At 53.7% G+C, this 15,875-nt stretch carries 14 protein-coding genes; 11 read left to right on the top strand and 3 right to left on the bottom strand.

The window, feature by feature from the left end; translation table 11 throughout:
- Positions 1-329: 329 nt before the first annotated feature.
- The 6 genes from BTJ40_RS21670 (at position 330) to BTJ40_RS21695 (ending at position 7,535) form a co-directional block, all read left to right on the top strand.
- Positions 330-2,072: a S8 family peptidase gene (locus tag BTJ40_RS21670; protein WP_108735032.1), complete on the top strand. Its 1,743-nt coding sequence runs from the start codon at positions 330-332 to the stop codon at positions 2,070-2,072.
- A gap of 306 nt (positions 2,073-2,378) precedes the next feature.
- Positions 2,379-3,623 carry a sterol desaturase family protein gene (locus tag BTJ40_RS21675; protein ID WP_108735033.1) on the top strand — a complete coding sequence of 415 codons (1,245 nt, stop codon included), beginning with the start codon at positions 2,379-2,381 and terminating at the stop codon, positions 3,621-3,623.
- 223 nt (positions 3,624-3,846) lie between these two features.
- Positions 3,847-4,467, top strand: a complete 621-nt coding sequence (gene gmk / locus BTJ40_RS21680) for a guanylate kinase (RefSeq protein WP_108735034.1) — start codon at positions 3,847-3,849, stop codon at positions 4,465-4,467.
- Positions 4,468-4,565: 98 nt separating this feature from the next.
- Entirely contained in the window at positions 4,566-4,829 is a 264-nt protein-coding gene (gene rpoZ / locus BTJ40_RS21685) for a DNA-directed RNA polymerase subunit omega (RefSeq protein WP_108735035.1), read from the top strand.
- 51 nt (positions 4,830-4,880) lie between these two features.
- A complete protein-coding gene (spoT, locus tag BTJ40_RS21690; protein ID WP_108735036.1) occupies positions 4,881-6,998 on the top strand; it encodes a bifunctional GTP diphosphokinase/guanosine-3',5'-bis pyrophosphate 3'-pyrophosphohydrolase in 2,118 nt (705 codons plus the stop codon).
- A gap of 153 nt (positions 6,999-7,151) precedes the next feature.
- The gene (locus BTJ40_RS21695; RefSeq protein ID WP_108735037.1) at positions 7,152-7,535 is read left to right on the top strand and encodes a Rid family detoxifying hydrolase; all 384 of its coding nucleotides are present in this window, start codon (positions 7,152-7,154) and stop codon (positions 7,533-7,535) included.
- A 41-nt stretch (positions 7,536-7,576) separates the two neighbouring features.
- On the opposite strand, the gene BTJ40_RS21700 is transcribed toward BTJ40_RS21695, so the two are convergent.
- Both BTJ40_RS21700 and BTJ40_RS21705 read right to left on the bottom strand, forming a co-directional pair.
- A complete protein-coding gene (locus BTJ40_RS21700) occupies positions 7,577-8,461 on the bottom strand; it encodes a sugar nucleotide-binding protein (RefSeq protein WP_108735038.1) in 885 nt (294 codons plus the stop codon).
- Between the two features lie 146 nt (positions 8,462-8,607).
- Positions 8,608-8,868, bottom strand: a complete 261-nt coding sequence (locus BTJ40_RS21705; RefSeq protein WP_108735039.1) for a GlsB/YeaQ/YmgE family stress response membrane protein — start codon at positions 8,866-8,868, stop codon at positions 8,608-8,610.
- Between the two features lie 189 nt (positions 8,869-9,057).
- On the opposite strand from BTJ40_RS21705, the gene BTJ40_RS21710 reads away from it, so the two are divergent.
- Together BTJ40_RS21710 and recG are read left to right on the top strand one after the other, a co-directional pair.
- Entirely contained in the window at positions 9,058-9,981 is a 924-nt protein-coding gene (locus BTJ40_RS21710; protein ID WP_108735040.1) for a hydrogen peroxide-inducible genes activator, read from the top strand.
- Complete coding sequence (recG, locus tag BTJ40_RS21715) at positions 9,960-12,065, top strand: ATP-dependent DNA helicase RecG (RefSeq protein WP_108735041.1); 2,106 nt, start codon at positions 9,960-9,962, stop codon at positions 12,063-12,065. Before BTJ40_RS21710 ends, recG begins: the two co-directional genes overlap by 22 nt.
- Before the next feature lie 10 nt (positions 12,066-12,075).
- On the opposite strand, the gene BTJ40_RS21720 is transcribed toward recG, so the two are convergent.
- Positions 12,076-13,392: a dicarboxylate/amino acid:cation symporter gene (locus BTJ40_RS21720; RefSeq protein ID WP_108735042.1), complete on the bottom strand. Its 1,317-nt coding sequence runs from the start codon at positions 13,390-13,392 to the stop codon at positions 12,076-12,078.
- Between the two features lie 37 nt (positions 13,393-13,429).
- Here BTJ40_RS21720 and BTJ40_RS21725 point away from each other — a divergent pair, with 37 nt between their 5' ends.
- From BTJ40_RS21725 to phoB, 3 genes are all read left to right on the top strand, one after another.
- Complete coding sequence (locus tag BTJ40_RS21725) at positions 13,430-14,143, top strand: chorismate lyase (RefSeq protein WP_238152089.1); 714 nt, start codon at positions 13,430-13,432, stop codon at positions 14,141-14,143.
- On the top strand, positions 14,140-15,021 hold the full coding sequence (gene ubiA / locus BTJ40_RS21730; RefSeq protein ID WP_108735043.1) for a 4-hydroxybenzoate octaprenyltransferase: 882 nt from the start codon (positions 14,140-14,142) through the stop codon (positions 15,019-15,021). The genes BTJ40_RS21725 and ubiA overlap by 4 nt, the downstream gene beginning before the upstream one ends.
- Before the next feature lie 110 nt (positions 15,022-15,131).
- Entirely contained in the window at positions 15,132-15,836 is a 705-nt protein-coding gene (gene phoB, locus BTJ40_RS21735) for a phosphate regulon transcriptional regulator PhoB (RefSeq protein ID WP_108735044.1), read from the top strand.
- Positions 15,837-15,875: the final 39 nt, after the last annotated feature.

A 15,875-nucleotide genomic window follows, 5' to 3' on the forward strand; every position in this document is an offset into this window, starting at 1 on the left:
CTTTAAATCTTGTGAACCTTTGCGCATCCCACGAGCAAACAAATTCTCACTACCAGATTTTTTTCCCAAAATTTATAAATTTGTCGCCTAAAGCTACAAATTTATAAATTTTGCACCTGAGGATAATAATTTCACAATCGTTAAATAGAAGTACCAAACTGAAACCCTGGTACCAATTTTAGCCGAACTGACTTATCGACCTCGAGCAAGACAGTTTCTCGGCCCGCTCATTAAGCGAATTTATTTTGCTAAAGTGGGGCTATTCAGGAGTCTCCGGTCTACCAGAATTCTGATAGCCGGATTAAAAATATCTCGGAGATATAACAATAATGAAATCATCATTGAAAAGTCTTTTACAAAAGACGACTCTGGCGAGTGCGTTTTCGTTACTGTGTACAACCCCTTTTACTGCACATGCAGCAGGGGCGGACGACACGCTGGTGACTGACCGCATCATCGTAAAATACAGGGAGAGCGCTAAGGTTGGGAGAGCTGCAACTATGGCCGCAGAGACGGTCGAGAAAGCTTCCCGCCGCGCCGGCCACAAAATGCGTCATCTCCGCCGCATGGCCACTGGTGCCCAGGTAATGCGCCTGGAAGGCCGTAAAAATAGGGCCGAAGTGAACGCAATCATCAACCGTCTGAAGCAGGACCCGGATGTGGAATACGCAGAGCCGGACCTGATCATGCAAGCGATGGCCGAACCAAATGATACGAATTACCTAAGTCAATGGCACTACTATGAGTCCACCGGTGGCTTAAATCTGCCATCGGCCTGGGACGTCACCCAGGGCGATGGAGTAGTAGTCGCTGTACTCGATACCGGTTACCTCCCCCACGCCGATCTGGTAGACAACATTCTGCCGGGCTACGACATGATTTCCGACACCTTCGTCTCTGTGGATGGTGACGGGCGCGATGACGATCCCACTGACCCAGGTGATTGGTATACCGATAAGGCCTGTGGTGACGACCCTCGTATTCCTTCCGAAAGCGACAGCAGCTGGCACGGTACCCATGTAGCCGGCACAATCGCTGGTGTCACCAACAATAATATGGGCATCGCAGGCGTTGCCTATGAAGCTAAGGTTGTACCTGTACGGGTTCTTGGTCGTTGCGGTGGCTATACCTCAGATATTGCCGACGGCATCATCTGGGGCGCAGGTGGCTCTGTCAGCGGCCTGCCCACCAACTCAAACCCAGCACAGGTATTGAACCTGAGTCTCGGTGGCAGCGGCAGCTGTGCCACCACCACGCAAAGCGCTATCGACACCGCACGTAGCCTTGGCGCTACCGTTGTAGTAGCCGCTGGTAACGATGGTGCAAACGCGAGCCAATACTCGCCCGCCAGCTGTGATGGGGTCATCACCGTTGCTGCGACTGACCGCACCGGCGGCCGCTCTTACTATTCCAACTACGGCAGTGTGGTGGATGTCGCTGCCCCAGGTGGCGCGCAGAGCTTCGCCAATGATTCAGATGGCATCCTCTCCACCTATAACAACGGCTCTACCGATGCCGGCAGCGATAGCTACTATTACAGCCAGGGCACCAGCATGGCGGCGCCCCATGTTGCCGGCGCTGCAGCATTGATTTATGCCGTTAATCCCAGCGTAACCCCCGATGAGGTCGAGTCGATTCTTACCAGCACTGCGCGTAGCTTCCCCTCTTCGTGCAGCAGCTGTGGTGCAGGTATTGTCGATGCAGCCGCCGCAGTAGCCATGGCCAATGGTGGCGATACTGGAGGCGATGACGACGACGGTAATGGCACAGGCACCGGCTGGACAGAGACCAACCTCTCCGGCAGCCAGGGTAGCTGGAATGACTTCACTATCGACGTTCAGGCGGGAACTTCCACCCTCACTGTAGAAATGTCCGGTGGCTCCGGTGAAGTTGATCTCTACGTGCGCCATGGAAACTATCCCACCCTGCGCCGTTATGACTGCCGCCCCTACACTTGGGGCAATGAAGAGAGCTGTACCATCAGCAACCCGGATTCCGGTACCTGGTATATCAGTGTCTACGGCTACGAATCCTACAGCGGTGTCACTCTCGAAGCGGAAACTACAGAGTAAATAGCAACCTATTAAAGGTTCAAAAAGGCCGGCATATGCCGGCCTTTTTTGTAAATTCCAGGGTAGCGTCCCCTTCGAGAGTGACTTGCTCTTGGACTACTCAAACCTATCACCCTACGTCTGCCATTCTCTTAATTACTGCCAATCAGACCCTACTTTTTTTAAGCTCACCGTTCCCCTACTGAAAATCTCCCCGGCAAATACTGACTGATTTCAGAATCCAGGCTTCACTGGCGTTTGCGGTACAGTAGCTGTGTGGCAGAGTTCACCAGATACGCTATCTAATAATAAAAACATGGGGTTTCTGTGGACCTGCTTACTTTCGCCATTCCATTTTTTCTTATCGCCATACTAATGGAACTAGCCCTGGATCGCTGGAAAGGCTGGGGGCTCTACCGGCTAAATGACGTTATCGGTAATCTCAGTACCGGAATTCTCAATCGTATTATTGGACTGACTTATAAGAGCCTGTTCCTCATTATCTATATTCCGCTATTTACGTTGCTACAGCCTTACTATCAACTGGTTGGTTTCAACTGGTCTATCGACAACGGCTGGCACATAGCTCTGGCAGTTCTCGCATACGACTTCTGCTACTACTGGAAACATCGTATTTGTCACGAGGTGAATATCTTTTGGGCAGAACACCTGGTGCACCACCAGAGCGAGGACTACAACCTGAGTACGGCTTTGCGCCAGTCTTCGGGGGGAGTACAGTTGGACTGGATATTTTATCTGCCACTTCTATTAATTGGCCTGCCGGCAGAAATTGTTATTGTCGCCGGAGCTATTGACCTTATTTACCAGTTTTGGGTTCACACGCAAAAAATACCCAAGATCCGCTGGCTGGAGTGGTTTGTAGTTACCCCCTCTAATCACCGGGTACACCACGCCCAGAACTCCGTCTACGTAGATAAAAACTACGGCGGAATATTAATTATTTGGGATCGCTTATTTGGCACCTATCAGCAAGAACTCGAAGCGGAGCCCTGTCTTTACGGTGTGCGCAAACCCCTGAATACCTTTGATCCTGTAGCGGCCAATTTACAGCACCTAAAACGCATGGCCATTGATGCCTGGCACACGAAAAACTGGTGGGATAAATTCACCCTTTGGTTCCGCCCTACCGGCTACAGGCCCGCAGATGTGGAAAAATCCATACCGGTAGACTCAACTAATCTCGAAAATTTTCAGCGCTTTAACCCGGAGATTAGCCCTGGAGTACGCTACTACGCGCTGGCTCAGCATCTCTGCTACAGCGCGACCACCTTAACACTCCTGTGGTTCAACAGTGTTTTGAGTTTCTGGCAGCTGATGGGCACAGTAATAGCTCTGGTTATTTGCCTGGCTATCAATGGAAGGATACTGGATGGTCATCCTATTTCCAGGCAACTTGAAGCCCTAAGGCTAGTGGCCCTATTCGCCGCTATCCCTCTACTAAACAATACGTATGTACCACTCTTTATATCCTACTTGATCTTTAGCAGTTTGGTATGGTTGTGGTTGGCAATCCAGCGCAAAGAGGATAGAGTCACTTTCGTTAGCGATTAGCAACAGGGGGATAACCTTGATCACAGGTGGTTGGCGGTGGTTAAGAAACTCCCGCAAGGCTATCCCGGCCGGGCTCAGGTGTGCAGGTGGTAACGTGCCCTGAATCTCCCAACAGATACCCCCACTCCGGCCGGGGGCTAGCCTTGTCCCTTCACGACACTCTTTCATCCCGGGATACAAGCTTCGGTTATAATGGGCTCTTTGCTCGCGAACAGGATCAGTTGTGCAAACAGGAACCCTCTACACCGTCTCTGCCCCTTCCGGCGCGGGAAAAACCAGCTTGGTAAAAGCCCTGGTAGACAACGACAATCAGGTTACCGTCTCGGTTTCCCACACCACTCGAACCAAGCGCCCAGGTGAGACTCACGGCATCGACTACCACTTTGTCGAACGGGAAGAGTTTTTAGCAATGCTGGAGCGCAACGCATTTTTTGAGCACGCCCAAGTATATGGCGACAATTATTACGGTACCGCAAAAGCCGAAATCGAGGAAACACTGGCCAATGGCCACGATGTGATCCTGGAAATTGATTGGCAGGGGGCCGAACAGGTCCGCCGCCTGCGCCCCGATGCAGTCAGCATCTTTATATTGCCTCCTTCCCAGGAAGCCCTGCGCGAACGCCTGACCGGGCGCGGCCAGGATGACCAGGCAGTAATTGACCGCCGTATGGACCAGGCTATCGACGAAATGACCCATTATGTCGCTGCGGATTACCTCGTGATCAATGACAATTTCGAGCAGGCACTAACAGAGCTTCGCGCTATTATTGTGGCCCAGCGACAGCGCCTGGAACTACAACAGCAGCGCCACGGTGATCTGCTTCAAGCGCTGTTGCGCCACTGAACCAATTGATCGAATTGCATACATTTCCCGGTGCGGTAAAATAGCCGGTCCCCTGTACAGAATTTGCCTTCGGGCACAGCAAATGGAAACGAAAGTTTATGGCACGTATTACCGTTGAAGATTGCCTTGAGCATGTGGACAACCGCTTCGAGCTCGTTATCGTCGGCAGCAAGCGCGCCCGCCAGATCGCTACAGGCGGCAGGGACCCTCTGGTTCCCGAAGAAAACGATAAACCCACTGTAATTGCCCTGCGCGAAATCGAAGAGGGCCTGGTGGATACCGCTATCCTCGACGAGCCGGAGCGCGAAGAGGCACCTGCGCCCATGGCGGCCCCCAGCTACCTGACAGATCAGCAAATCTAATCGGATCGATAACTGAGTATTTTTTGAGTTTTACGAGAGGCGCGCGCGGCATTGCACACCATAGATAGTCTGGCCCACCGCCTCTCCTCATACCTCCCCCACGACCAGATCCAAATAGTCCGCCGCGCCTATTTTTACGCGGAGCAGGCTCACGATGGTCAGCAGCGCCGTTCCGGCGAGCCCTATGTCACTCACCCGCTGGCAGTTGCCACCATTCTCGCGGGTATGCATATGGACCACGAGAGTTTGGCTGCTGCCATGCTGCACGATGTTATTGAGGATACCGGTATCCCCAAGGCAGCCCTGGCCGAGCAGTTTGGTGGAGAGGTTGCTGACCTGGTCGATGGGGTTTCCAAACTGACCCAGTTTGAAACCGACAGCCCCGCAGAAAAGCAGGCGGAAAACTTCCAAAAGATGGCGCTGGCCATGGCCCGCGATATCCGCGTTATTTTGGTCAAGCTGGCCGACCGCCTGCACAATATGCGTACCCTTGGCGCACTAAAACCACAGAAGCGCGCCCGTATCGCTCGCGAGACACTGGAGATCTACGCACCCATCGCCCACCGGCTGGGTATGAACGACGTTCGTATCGAGTTTGAAGATCGCGCTTTTTTTGCCATCTACCCGTTGCGCGCCAGCCGTTTACGCGCCGCGCTGGTCGCAGCCCGCGGCAACCGCAAAGAGCTGCTGGAACAAATCCAGAATGCCATAGAGTTGCGCTTACAAAGGGAGGGCATCAGCTCCCTGGTGATCGGTCGGGAAAAACACCTGTATAGCATCTATCAAAAGATGCGCGCCAAGAAAAAATCCTTCAAGGAAATAATGGACGTCTACGCTTTCCGCATTATTGTGGACAGCGTGGATACCTGTTACCGGGTTCTCGGCGTTATGCACAGCCTTTATAAGCCGGTAATCTCCGAGTTTAAAGATTACGTCGCCATTCCCAAATCCAATGGTTATCAGTCACTGCACACAGTACTGCTGGGAATGCACGGAGTGCCTATTGAAGTTCAGGTCCGCACCAAGGAAATGGATGAAATGGCCAACAGTGGCATTGCCGCTCACTGGCTGTACAAGGCCTCCGGCGATGAGGTGATCAATACCGGTGGCACCAGCCAGGTGCGTGCACGGCGCTGGGTCCAGGGACTGCTGGAGATGCAGCAGCGCGCCGGCGACTCACTGGAGTTTATTGAAAACGTAAAAATTGACCTGTTCCCGGATGAAGTTTACGTCTTCACCCCCAAAGGGCAGATTGTCGATCTGCCCGCCGGTGCTACCGCCGTGGATTTCGCCTATTCCGTACATACAGATATCGGCAACTCCTGCGTTGCCGTGCGTATCAACCAGCGCCTGGCCCCCTTGTCCCAACCGCTGGAGAGCGGGCAAAAGGTCGAGATTCTTACCCGTAAAACTGCGCAGCCAAACCCCAACTGGCTCAATTTCGTAGTAACCGCCAAAGCGCGCAGTGCCATCCGTCACTTCCTCAAGCACCAGCGCCATCATGATTCAATCACCCTGGGCCGGCGCCTGCTGGAAAAAGCGCTCAGCAAGTTCGACACCAGTCTCGATGCCCTGACACCAGAGCAATTGGAAGCGGGCCTCAAAGAGGCCAAGTGCGCTACTTTAGACAAGCTGCTGGAAGAGATTGGTATGGGTAGCAAAGTGGCCTTCTCTGCAGCTAAATTACTCGCACCAGTCACCAGCGAAGAGACCGAAGCCAGCAATATCTCTTCTCCTTTAACGATCGATGCCCAAGAGGGCATGATGATCAGTTTTGCCCGCTGTTGCCGCCCCATTCCCGGGGATACCATTATCGGCCATATCAGCTCCGGCAAAGGCGTGGTGGTACACCGCGACACCTGTCGTAATACCGGTGATTTTCGCGAACACCCGGAAAACATCATGCTGGTGAACTGGTCGCCGGACGTAACGGGAGAATTCCTCGGTGATGTGCGAGTTGAAGTCGAGTCAGAGAGAGGAATTATTGCCCGCCTGGCCACTCGTATTACCGAAGAGGGGGCCAGTATTGAGCAAATCAATGTGGATGAAAAGGACGCGCACAACAGCGTGATCTCACTGACCCTGGAGGTCAGCGGTCGAGTGCATTTGGCGCGGGTCATGAAGCGGCTGCGCAACCTCCCTTCAGTTATCCGTATTGCCCGCCCCTGACGAGCCCAGAGAGTTCCGAGAGGAACTGCCATTCGGTGACAAAGCGCGATATATTTAAGCAGCTTCTGAAAGCCCACAGAATATTAAGGGACTATTTGGAAGCTCCGTATAGGTCTTACTTTCCAACAATATTGATAAGTAATGGAGTACCCGATGCCCAATCGAGCCGTTATTAAAACCGACCGGGCACCCGCCGCAGCCGGTACCTATTCCCAGGCAGTAAAAGTGGATAATACCGTTTACCTGTCGGGGCAAATCGCTCTGGAGCCAGAGACGCAGCAAATGATTAAAGGGGATTTTAGCGATGAAGTCCGCCAGGTCTTTCGCAACCTGAGTGCAGTCTGCGAGGCCTCAGACGGATCACTCCAACACATTGTGAAACTCAACCTCTACATTACCGATAGCAGCAACTTTGCCGCCGTAAATGAGGTAATGGCAGAGTTTTTCGAGGAACCTTACCCCGCAAGGGCGACCGTCGCCGTCAAGGAATTGCCGCTGGGAGCACTCTTTGAAGCTGAAGCGATTATGGTGACCTGAGCGAAAGAGTTACGCGGAAGGCAATTTGATAGGAGGGCTATCTAGCCCTCCGATTCCAGCAAAGCGCTGTAACCCACCTTGTAATCCGGATACTTTAATTCGTAGCCACTGGCCAGCATCAACTTGTTACTGAGTTTTTTCGAACGACGCTCACTGGTTTGCACAATCTCACGCAGATGTGCACTGGTATAGCCCATCGCTTTAACCAACCATTGCTGTAGCTCGTACATCGGCACAGGTTGACTATCTGCACCTATATAAAGTGGCTCAGGCCCCCATCCCTGCTTCTGCCTCTCGATCAGGTGCAATAAGAAACCGATGCAATCATCAACATGAATACGGTTACTGTATTGCGGCGGTTGAGGTGGGGCACAGCGGCCAGCGCGAACTTGCGACAGCAAACGATCGCGACCGGGTCCATAAATACCAGCAAAGCGCACAATGCAACTGTCTGGAATCGCATTGCGAATGAGTTCTTCGGCTGCCAGCAAACTATCTCCCTGAAAACCGCTGGGCAGAGGCAGCGTCTGCTCATCGATAAAATCGTCACCACTCTGGCCGTAGACCCGGGTAGAGGAGACCCATATTACCAAGCGCGGTGGGGTGGGAAGGCGTGGAACAACTTCAGCTATTGCCTTGGCAGTTTCCACATAGGCGCGATGGTATCCAGTTGGAGTATGTTCACCGGGAGTAAACGTGGCGAGGATGACATCCGCCCCCACAGACAACAAGCGCTCAATATCCTCTTTCTTGGTGGCATCCCCTCTACGCCAATTCACTACATCAGCGCGGCGTTTGCTCGCCAGAGCAACCAGGGGGTTGCGCCTCATTCCATAAACCGCATATTGCTTTCGGTCTATATGCAGTGCCAATCTCGCTCCGAGGTCACCACACCCAAGGATCCAAAGCTTTTCTTGTTGTGTCATAAAGTTCCCGGTGAGCAATCTCCGCTGCTCACCTTATTCCCTTGATTCAGTGCTATTCAATCCTAATGGAGGTGCTGTGATCATTCGGGCAAATATCATCATTTAAATTTTTATAATTTGCCGCCAAAACTCTACCCAACGCCTGACTAATTGCCACGCCTTTTGAACATGCGGTAGATCGCAAGGAAGATGATCGCACCAATCGTTGCCGTTATTATGTCGCCAATTCCAAAACCAGTCACTGGGCCGCCGAAACCAATCAGAGCGCCGAGCCACCCTCCAATGAAGGCACCGACAATGCCAATCACCATAGTGACTATCCAACCACCAGGATCTCTCCCGGGCATAATCCACTTTGCCAAGGCGCCAGCAATCAATCCGAGAATGACCCAGGATAGAACTCCCATGACATACCTCCTTTCAGTGTGCCCCTTACAGATATAGCAAAATTTTGCGCCTCAATCCCACATGAATTCCCAAAACTAGTAAATTTGCCCAATATTCACTTTCAGCTTACAGATTGAGACAGGGTATTGGCCAGCAGCAATTATTTATGAATAATTACTATTACTAGTGGCCATTTAATTGCCTTAACCATGACCCTGAATGAACTGCGCTATATCGTCACCCTTGCCCAGGAACAGCATTTTGGCCGTGCCGCAGAACGCTGTTATGTCAGCCAGCCAACACTCTCCATTGCGGTTAAAAAACTGGAGAAAGAACTTGGTATTGCCCTGTTTGAGCGCTCGAAAACGCGGGTGCAGGCAACACCTTTGGGCGAGAGAATTGTCGCCCAGGCCCAGTTAGTCCTGGAGCAATCAGCGGCTATCAAGGATATTGCCAGCGCCGGTAAAGACCAGTTGGCAAGCCCCCTGTCAGTAGGCGCCATCTTTACTATTGGGCCCTACCTGTTCCCCCACTTTATTCCCCAGCTACAACATCTGGCACCAGAAATGCCTCTCTACGTTGAGGAAGGATACACCGCCACATTGCGACAGCGGCTGCGCAAGGGTGAGCTGGATGCAATCATTATTGCGCTCCCTTTTACCGAGCCCGATGTTGTCACCCAACCCCTTTACGATGAACCCTTTGTCGTACTGATGCCCGCAGGGCACCCTCTTGCGCAACAGGAGATTATATCTCCGGAGCAACTCACTGAAGACAATGTGCTGCTGCTGGGCGAGGGCCACTGCTTCCGCGATCAGGTACTTGAGGCTTGTCCGCACCTGCAACTGACTATGGAAAAAGAAGCCGGCGGCGGCAGCATACGCACAGCTGCAGATGGCAGCTCGCTGGAAACACTCCGCCACATGGTGGCTTCAGGGCTTGGGATTACCGTATTGCCACTCTCAGCCGCCACCGCATCACAATATGCCAGCGGCCTGTTGGAGACCCGTCCCTTCACCGCCCCGGGCCCACGCCGTACCGTTGCGCTGGCTTGGCGGGCAAGCTTCCCCCGGCACCGCGCAATCGACATACTGAGAGAGGCTATCAGCCAGTGTCACCTGACCGAGGGGTAGATAACAACCTGGCCGAGCTGCCCGTTACCACCCTCAAAGGCGTGGGGGATAAGTTTGCCCAGGTGTTGGCCAAACTCCATATCAACTCCCTGCAGGACCTGGTTTTCCACTTACCCCTGCGCTACCAGGACCGCACCCGGGTGGTGCCCATTGCCGGCCTCACCGCCGGTATGGATGTGGTTATCGAGGGGGAGGTCAGTGCTGCAGATATCGTTTTCGGCCGCCGTCGAAGCCTGGTGGTGAGATTACAGGATGGCAGCGGCACCTTAACTCTGCGCTTTTTTCATTTTTCCGCAGCGCAGAAAAGCCGTTTTGCCCGAGGGGTCCGAATACGCTGCTTTGGAGAGGCCCGTCGCGGAGCCAACGGCCTGGAGCTTTACCACCCGGAAACAGAGATCGTCGGTATCGAAAACGCAGAGACCGCAGATACGCTAACACCGGTCTACCCCCTTACTGAGGGGGTAAGTCAGGCCCGTATGCGCGGGTTGGTGGAGCAGGCATTGGTTCTCCTTAAAAATGGCGCGGTTACCGAATTAATGCCGGCGGAACTATTACCTAAGGCATTGCGTTATCCGCTCAGAGACGCCCTGTTATATTTACACTCTCCCCCGGCTGGCACCCAATTAGACCAGCTGGCAGCAGGTATTCACCCCGCTCAGCAACGCCTGGCGTTGGAAGAGTTACTCGCCCACCACCTCAGTCTACTGGAAATTAGGCGCAATAGCGCCAAGGTGTCGGCACCGCCGCTGCGCGCGAACCAATCTTTAGAGCGGGATTTTCTATCGCGTCTGCCATTCTCCCTCACCGGTGCGCAACAGAGGGTTTGCAAGGAAATCGCAGAAGATTTATCGCAGCAAGCCCCAATGATGCGTCTATTGCAGGGAGATGTGGGTGCAGGAAAGACCCTGGTCGCAGCCATGGCCGCTTTAAAGGGCATCGGAGCTGGAGCCCAAGTAGCGGTAATGGCGCCAACGGAAATTCTCGCAGAGCAGCACCGGATCAATTTTTGTAATTGGCTAGACCCCCTTGGAATTGAGGTTGCTCAGCTCACGGGCAGTTTAAAAGCCGCCGAACGGCGCAAGCAGCTGGGCAGGATTGCCAGTGGCGAAGCGCAGCTGGTGGTGGGTACCCACGCACTTTTCCAGGAAGAGGTGGCTTTCCACAACCTGGTGTTAGTGATTATCGACGAGCAACACCGCTTTGGTGTGCAACAGCGCCTGGAACTGCGTGAGAAAGGGGCGGCAAGTGGAGCTACCGGCAGGCTGCAACCCCACCAGCTGATTATGACCGCTACACCGATTCCCCGCACCCTCGCGATGTCCGCCTTCGCCGACCTGGATTGCTCAATCATCGATGAGCTGCCCCCGGGACGCCAACCCATCAATACCGTTGCCATTGCCAATGATCGGCGTGACCAGGTTATGGAGCGGGTGCAAAGCGCCATCTCCGAGGGCCGCCAGGCCTACTGGGTTTGCACTCTTATCGAGGAATCGGAAAGCCTGCAGGCCCAGGCCGCAGAATCCACCGCCGAAGAGCTCGCCGAAATGCTCGAAGGCGCTCGCGTAGCCTTGGTGCATGGTCGCCTGAAGCCTGAGCAAAAAGAGCAGGTGATGAGCGCCTTCAAGGCCGGGGAAGTGGATTTACTGGTGGCTACCACCGTGATTGAAGTGGGCGTCGACGTGCCCAATGCCAGCCTGATGATTATCGAGAACCCCGAGCGCCTGGGCCTGGCCCAGTTGCACCAGTTGCGCGGCAGGGTGGGGCGCGGCTCCATCGCCAGCCACTGCGTGCTGTTGTACGGCACACCGCTATCGCAGAATGGCCGAGCCCGCTTGCAAGCGCTGCGTCAACACAGTGATGGTTTTGCTATTGCGGAGGAGGATTTACGTCTGCGCGGTCCCGGTGAAATCCTCGGCACCCGCCAAACTGGGGAGATCCAGCACCGTATCGCAGACTTGCAGAGGGATGCTGAGCTGCTGCCGCAAGTGCAAAAAATTGCTATTTCCCCTCAATTGACAGAGGGGATGCGACAGCAGTTGATTAAACGCTGGTTACAGAACAAGCCCCGATTCGCCGAGGCCTGAGGAGAGCGCCCTAGTGGGCGCCTACTGTGTTGTTGTCGTTAATGCTGACACTCTTGTAATTGGCATCGTAGTAAGTCTCTTCGTCCAGTGCGCCTTCACTCTTCGCCACCACACTACTCACTACCGCATCACCGGTAATATTGACCGCCGTACGCACCATATCCAGCAGGCGATCAACGCCAATCACAATGGCAATCCCCTCAAGCGGCAGACCCACCTGCTGCAATACCATACCCAACATAATCAGGCCGACGCCGGGCACCCCAGCAGTACCAATAGACGCCAGAGTTGCTGTCAGGATCACCGTCAGAAAGCCGGTCAGGCCGATCTCAATTCCAAAGAACTGAGCAATAAAGACCGTAGCCACACCCTGCATAATCGCGGTGCCATCCATATTGATAGTCGCACCTAGGGGAACTGTGAATGCAGCAATTTTATTATCCACACCCAGGCGCTTCTCTACCGTCGACAAAGTCACCGGGATAGTGGCAGCAGAGGAAGCGGTACTGAAGGCGAATACCATAGTCGACCACATTTTCTTCAGTAGCTCTAAGGGATTGAGCCCACTCAGCAGCTTCAGAATCACCGAGTAAGTACCCAATGCATGCAGAAGCAGGGCACAGAGCACGACCAGGAAATACTTTCCGAGTTGTATCAAACCTCCAAACCCAAGGTCAGCAAAGGTTTTCGCCAGCAGCGCAAAAACGCCATAGGGGGCAAATACCATCAATACACCAACCATGCGCAGTACAACGGAGTTGAGGTCATTAAAGAAAGCGGCGATACGCTGGCCCGGCTCACCGCAACGGGAAATCGCATAGCCCATCAACAAAGCAAATACGATAATCTGCAGCATATTTCCCTCAGCCATAGCGGCTACAGGGTTGGTCGGGAATATATTGACCAGCACCTCGGAAAGCGGTGGGGACTCCTTCGGCACAAATGTTGAAGCGGCTTCAGCTGCAGTCTCATTAACACCAACTCCGGGCTGGAAGATCAATGCCAGACACAATGCCAAAGTAATGGCGATGGCCGTTGTCACCATATAGAGAAGGACAGTTTTACCCGCCAGCGGCCCAATTCGGCTGCCCTCCGATAGGGCACAAGCACCGCTGATCAGCGAGACCAGGACCAAAGGTACCACCATCAACTTCAGCGACGCGATAAAGATACGGCCGATAACATCGAACAGACCTTCGGTCAGGTAGAGATTAATAGCACTGTTCACACCAGCACCGAACAGCTGGCTCATATTCAAGTAATTAAATAAACACCCCACGGCAATGCCCGTAAGCATTCCCACTAAGATTTTAGTCGTAAGCCCCATAACAAGCTTCTCTTTATGAATCGTTGTTTTCATTGCAGTGAGCACTATATCCATTGCCGTGCTGGGGAGCAAAAATGCAACAGGGAGAGACCTGCTGCACCGGCCGGGATACAATGGGGCCTTTATCCATACTGCGGAGTTATCGTTGCACCAATCACCATTTGTGCCCTCTGGCGATTGGCAGAGTTTGCCTCTTGAAACCCAGCAGCAACCACCCAAACCCCTGGTGCCCTGGCTGACCTATTCTGGATCACTCACCGCCGCTCTCAAGCAGCAAAGTAGCGGCGACTTTTACGTTCGGGTGCTTTATCAAGGCTGGCAAGCACCCCGCTGTGAAGAAAGCCTCGTATTGGGATTGCACCATGGTAACCGGGCCCTGATTCGGGAAGTTTTGCTCTACGGCTGTGGACAACCCTGGGTGTATGCCCGCAGTGTTTTACCCGAGCGCAGCCTGCAGGGGAAATCTCGCAACCTGCGCAGCCTGGATACCCGCCCACTGGGAGAGCTGCTGTTTAGTGAGCCGGGCATTCGCAGAGGGGAAATCACCCTAAACCTGTTGCAAAAATCCCCGGAGAGCCAGTATTGCGAACTTGGGGGTAAAAGTCCCGAGGTCTGGGGGCGCCGCTCAGTATTCTGGCTGCGGGACAAGCCACTTTTGGTAGCGGAGGCTTTTCTCCCCAACTTCCACCCGACAGGTGCCCCCATGCCACAGGAGGCAGTCAATTACATAGCAACTGAGGATTCACTGTGATCAGCCAACAGATCGCTCAACGCTGGCCCACTGTGCTGCCCTACTGGCAACTGGCACGAATGGATAAGCCTATAGGTTCACTGCTGTTGCTCTGGCCCACTTGGTGTGCACTGTGGCTGGCCGCTGAAGGGTGGCCGGGATTCCACCTGTTTATCGTATTTACTCTCGGTGTGATTCTGATGCGAGCAGCAGGCTGTGCCGTGAATGACTTCGCCGATCGCAAAATTGACGCCCATGTAAAACGCACCGCAGGGCGCCCCCTGGCCACCGGCACACTGACACCAAAATCTGCATTGGCACTCTTCGCCGGGCTCAGTATCACCGCCTTTCTGCTGGTGCTTACCACCAACAAACTCACTGTTCTCCTTTCATTTTTAGCCCTGGCACTGGCATTCGGCTATCCCTTTGCGAAACGCCACACGCACTTGCCCCAGATGGTGCTGGGTGCCGCTTTTAGCATTGGAATTCCCATGGCTTTCGCAGCGGTTACGGGAAGTGTGCCTCCAGAGGCCTGGCTGCTCTACACTGCCAATCTGGTTTGGACCCTTTGCTACGATACTTTCTATGCGATGGTGGATCGCGATGACGATGTTCAGATCGGTGTAAAGTCCACAGCCATTTTGTTCGGAGAAATGGACCGGGTCATAACTGGAGCTTTACAACTTATAGTTCTAATAGCCTTGCTAGTTATTGGGTCAAGGTTCTCACTCGGCATTTTTTACTACTTAGCATTATTACCAGTTAGCGGCTTATTCGTTTATCAGCAGTGGCTTATTCGAGACAGGGGACGAGAGGGCTGCTTTCAGGCTTTTATCAACAATAATTGGGTAGGATTTGCCATTTTCGCCGGCATATCGCTGCATTTTCTGCTGAATTGAGGGCTGAGTAGGCACCGGGTGTGGAGCGTCATATATTTGTCATATAAATCCCGTTTAATCCTCGGCCATAACTGGGGAAACCCTGACAACAGCGCGGGTATGGCAGGCAAATGCATAGTAAAACGATCCTGATTGTCGATGACGAATCCGCAGTGCGCGATATGCTGCGGGTCGCACTGGAAATGGCAGATTACCGCTGCCTCGAGGCAGAGAACGCCCAGGAAGCTCACGCCCTGATAATCGACGAAAAGCCAGACTTGGTGCTGCTCGACTGGATGCTGCCGGATGTCTCCGGGGTAGAGTTGGCACGGCGTCTCAAGCGCGATGAACTCACCACCTCGCTGCCGATCATCATGCTCACGGCAAAAGGTGAGGAAGACAATAAAATCAAAGGCTTAGAGACCGGAGCCGACGATTACATCACCAAGCCTTTCTCCCCCCGGGAGCTGGTTGCACGCCTAAAGGCCGTATTGCGCCGCGCGGGCCCGGCAACGCCGGAGGAGCCCCTCAGCGCTGGCGCTTTGATCTTGGACCCTCTGAGCCACCGAGTCACTATCAAGGGACAGCCGGTGGATATGGGACCAACAGAATTTCGACTGCTCACTTTCTTCCTATCCCATCAGGAGCGCGCCTATACCCGTACCCAGCTCCTCGATCACGTCTGGGGCGGTAATGTCTATGTGGAGGAGCGCACCGTGGATGTCCATATCCGTCGCCTGCGCAAAGCCTTGGCCATTGATGGCCACGACCGCTATATCCAGACAGTTCGCGGCACCGGGTATCGGTTTTCTGTGCAAACCGCAGAAAAAGTGTGACAATCCTCTCTGGATCGGTACCGATCCCTGCAGAATCAA

Source organism: Microbulbifer sp. A4B17, assembly GCF_003076275.1.
Classification (GTDB): domain Bacteria; phylum Pseudomonadota; class Gammaproteobacteria; order Pseudomonadales; family Cellvibrionaceae; genus Microbulbifer.

What these genes read in the sequence shown, in the direction of transcription:
- phoB (WP_108735044.1), top strand. Translation starts at nt 15,132, where the DNA reads ATGCATAGTAAAACGATCCTGATTGTCGATGACGAATCCGCAGTGCGC.
- BTJ40_RS21670 (WP_108735032.1), top strand. Translation starts at nt 330, where the DNA reads ATGAAATCATCATTGAAAAGTCTTTTACAAAAGACGACTCTGGCGAGT.
- rpoZ (WP_108735035.1), top strand. Translation starts at nt 4,566, where the DNA reads ATGGCACGTATTACCGTTGAAGATTGCCTTGAGCATGTGGACAACCGC.
- BTJ40_RS21700 (WP_108735038.1), bottom strand. Translation starts at nt 8,461, where the DNA reads ATGACACAACAAGAAAAGCTTTGGATCCTTGGGTGTGGTGACCTCGGA.
- BTJ40_RS21720 (WP_108735042.1), bottom strand. Translation starts at nt 13,392, where the DNA reads ATGGGGCTTACGACTAAAATCTTAGTGGGAATGCTTACGGGCATTGCC.
- BTJ40_RS21705 (WP_108735039.1), bottom strand. Translation starts at nt 8,868, where the DNA reads ATGGGAGTTCTATCCTGGGTCATTCTCGGATTGATTGCTGGCGCCTTG.
- BTJ40_RS21710 (WP_108735040.1), top strand. Translation starts at nt 9,058, where the DNA reads ATGACCCTGAATGAACTGCGCTATATCGTCACCCTTGCCCAGGAACAG.
- BTJ40_RS21695 (WP_108735037.1), top strand. Translation starts at nt 7,152, where the DNA reads ATGCCCAATCGAGCCGTTATTAAAACCGACCGGGCACCCGCCGCAGCC.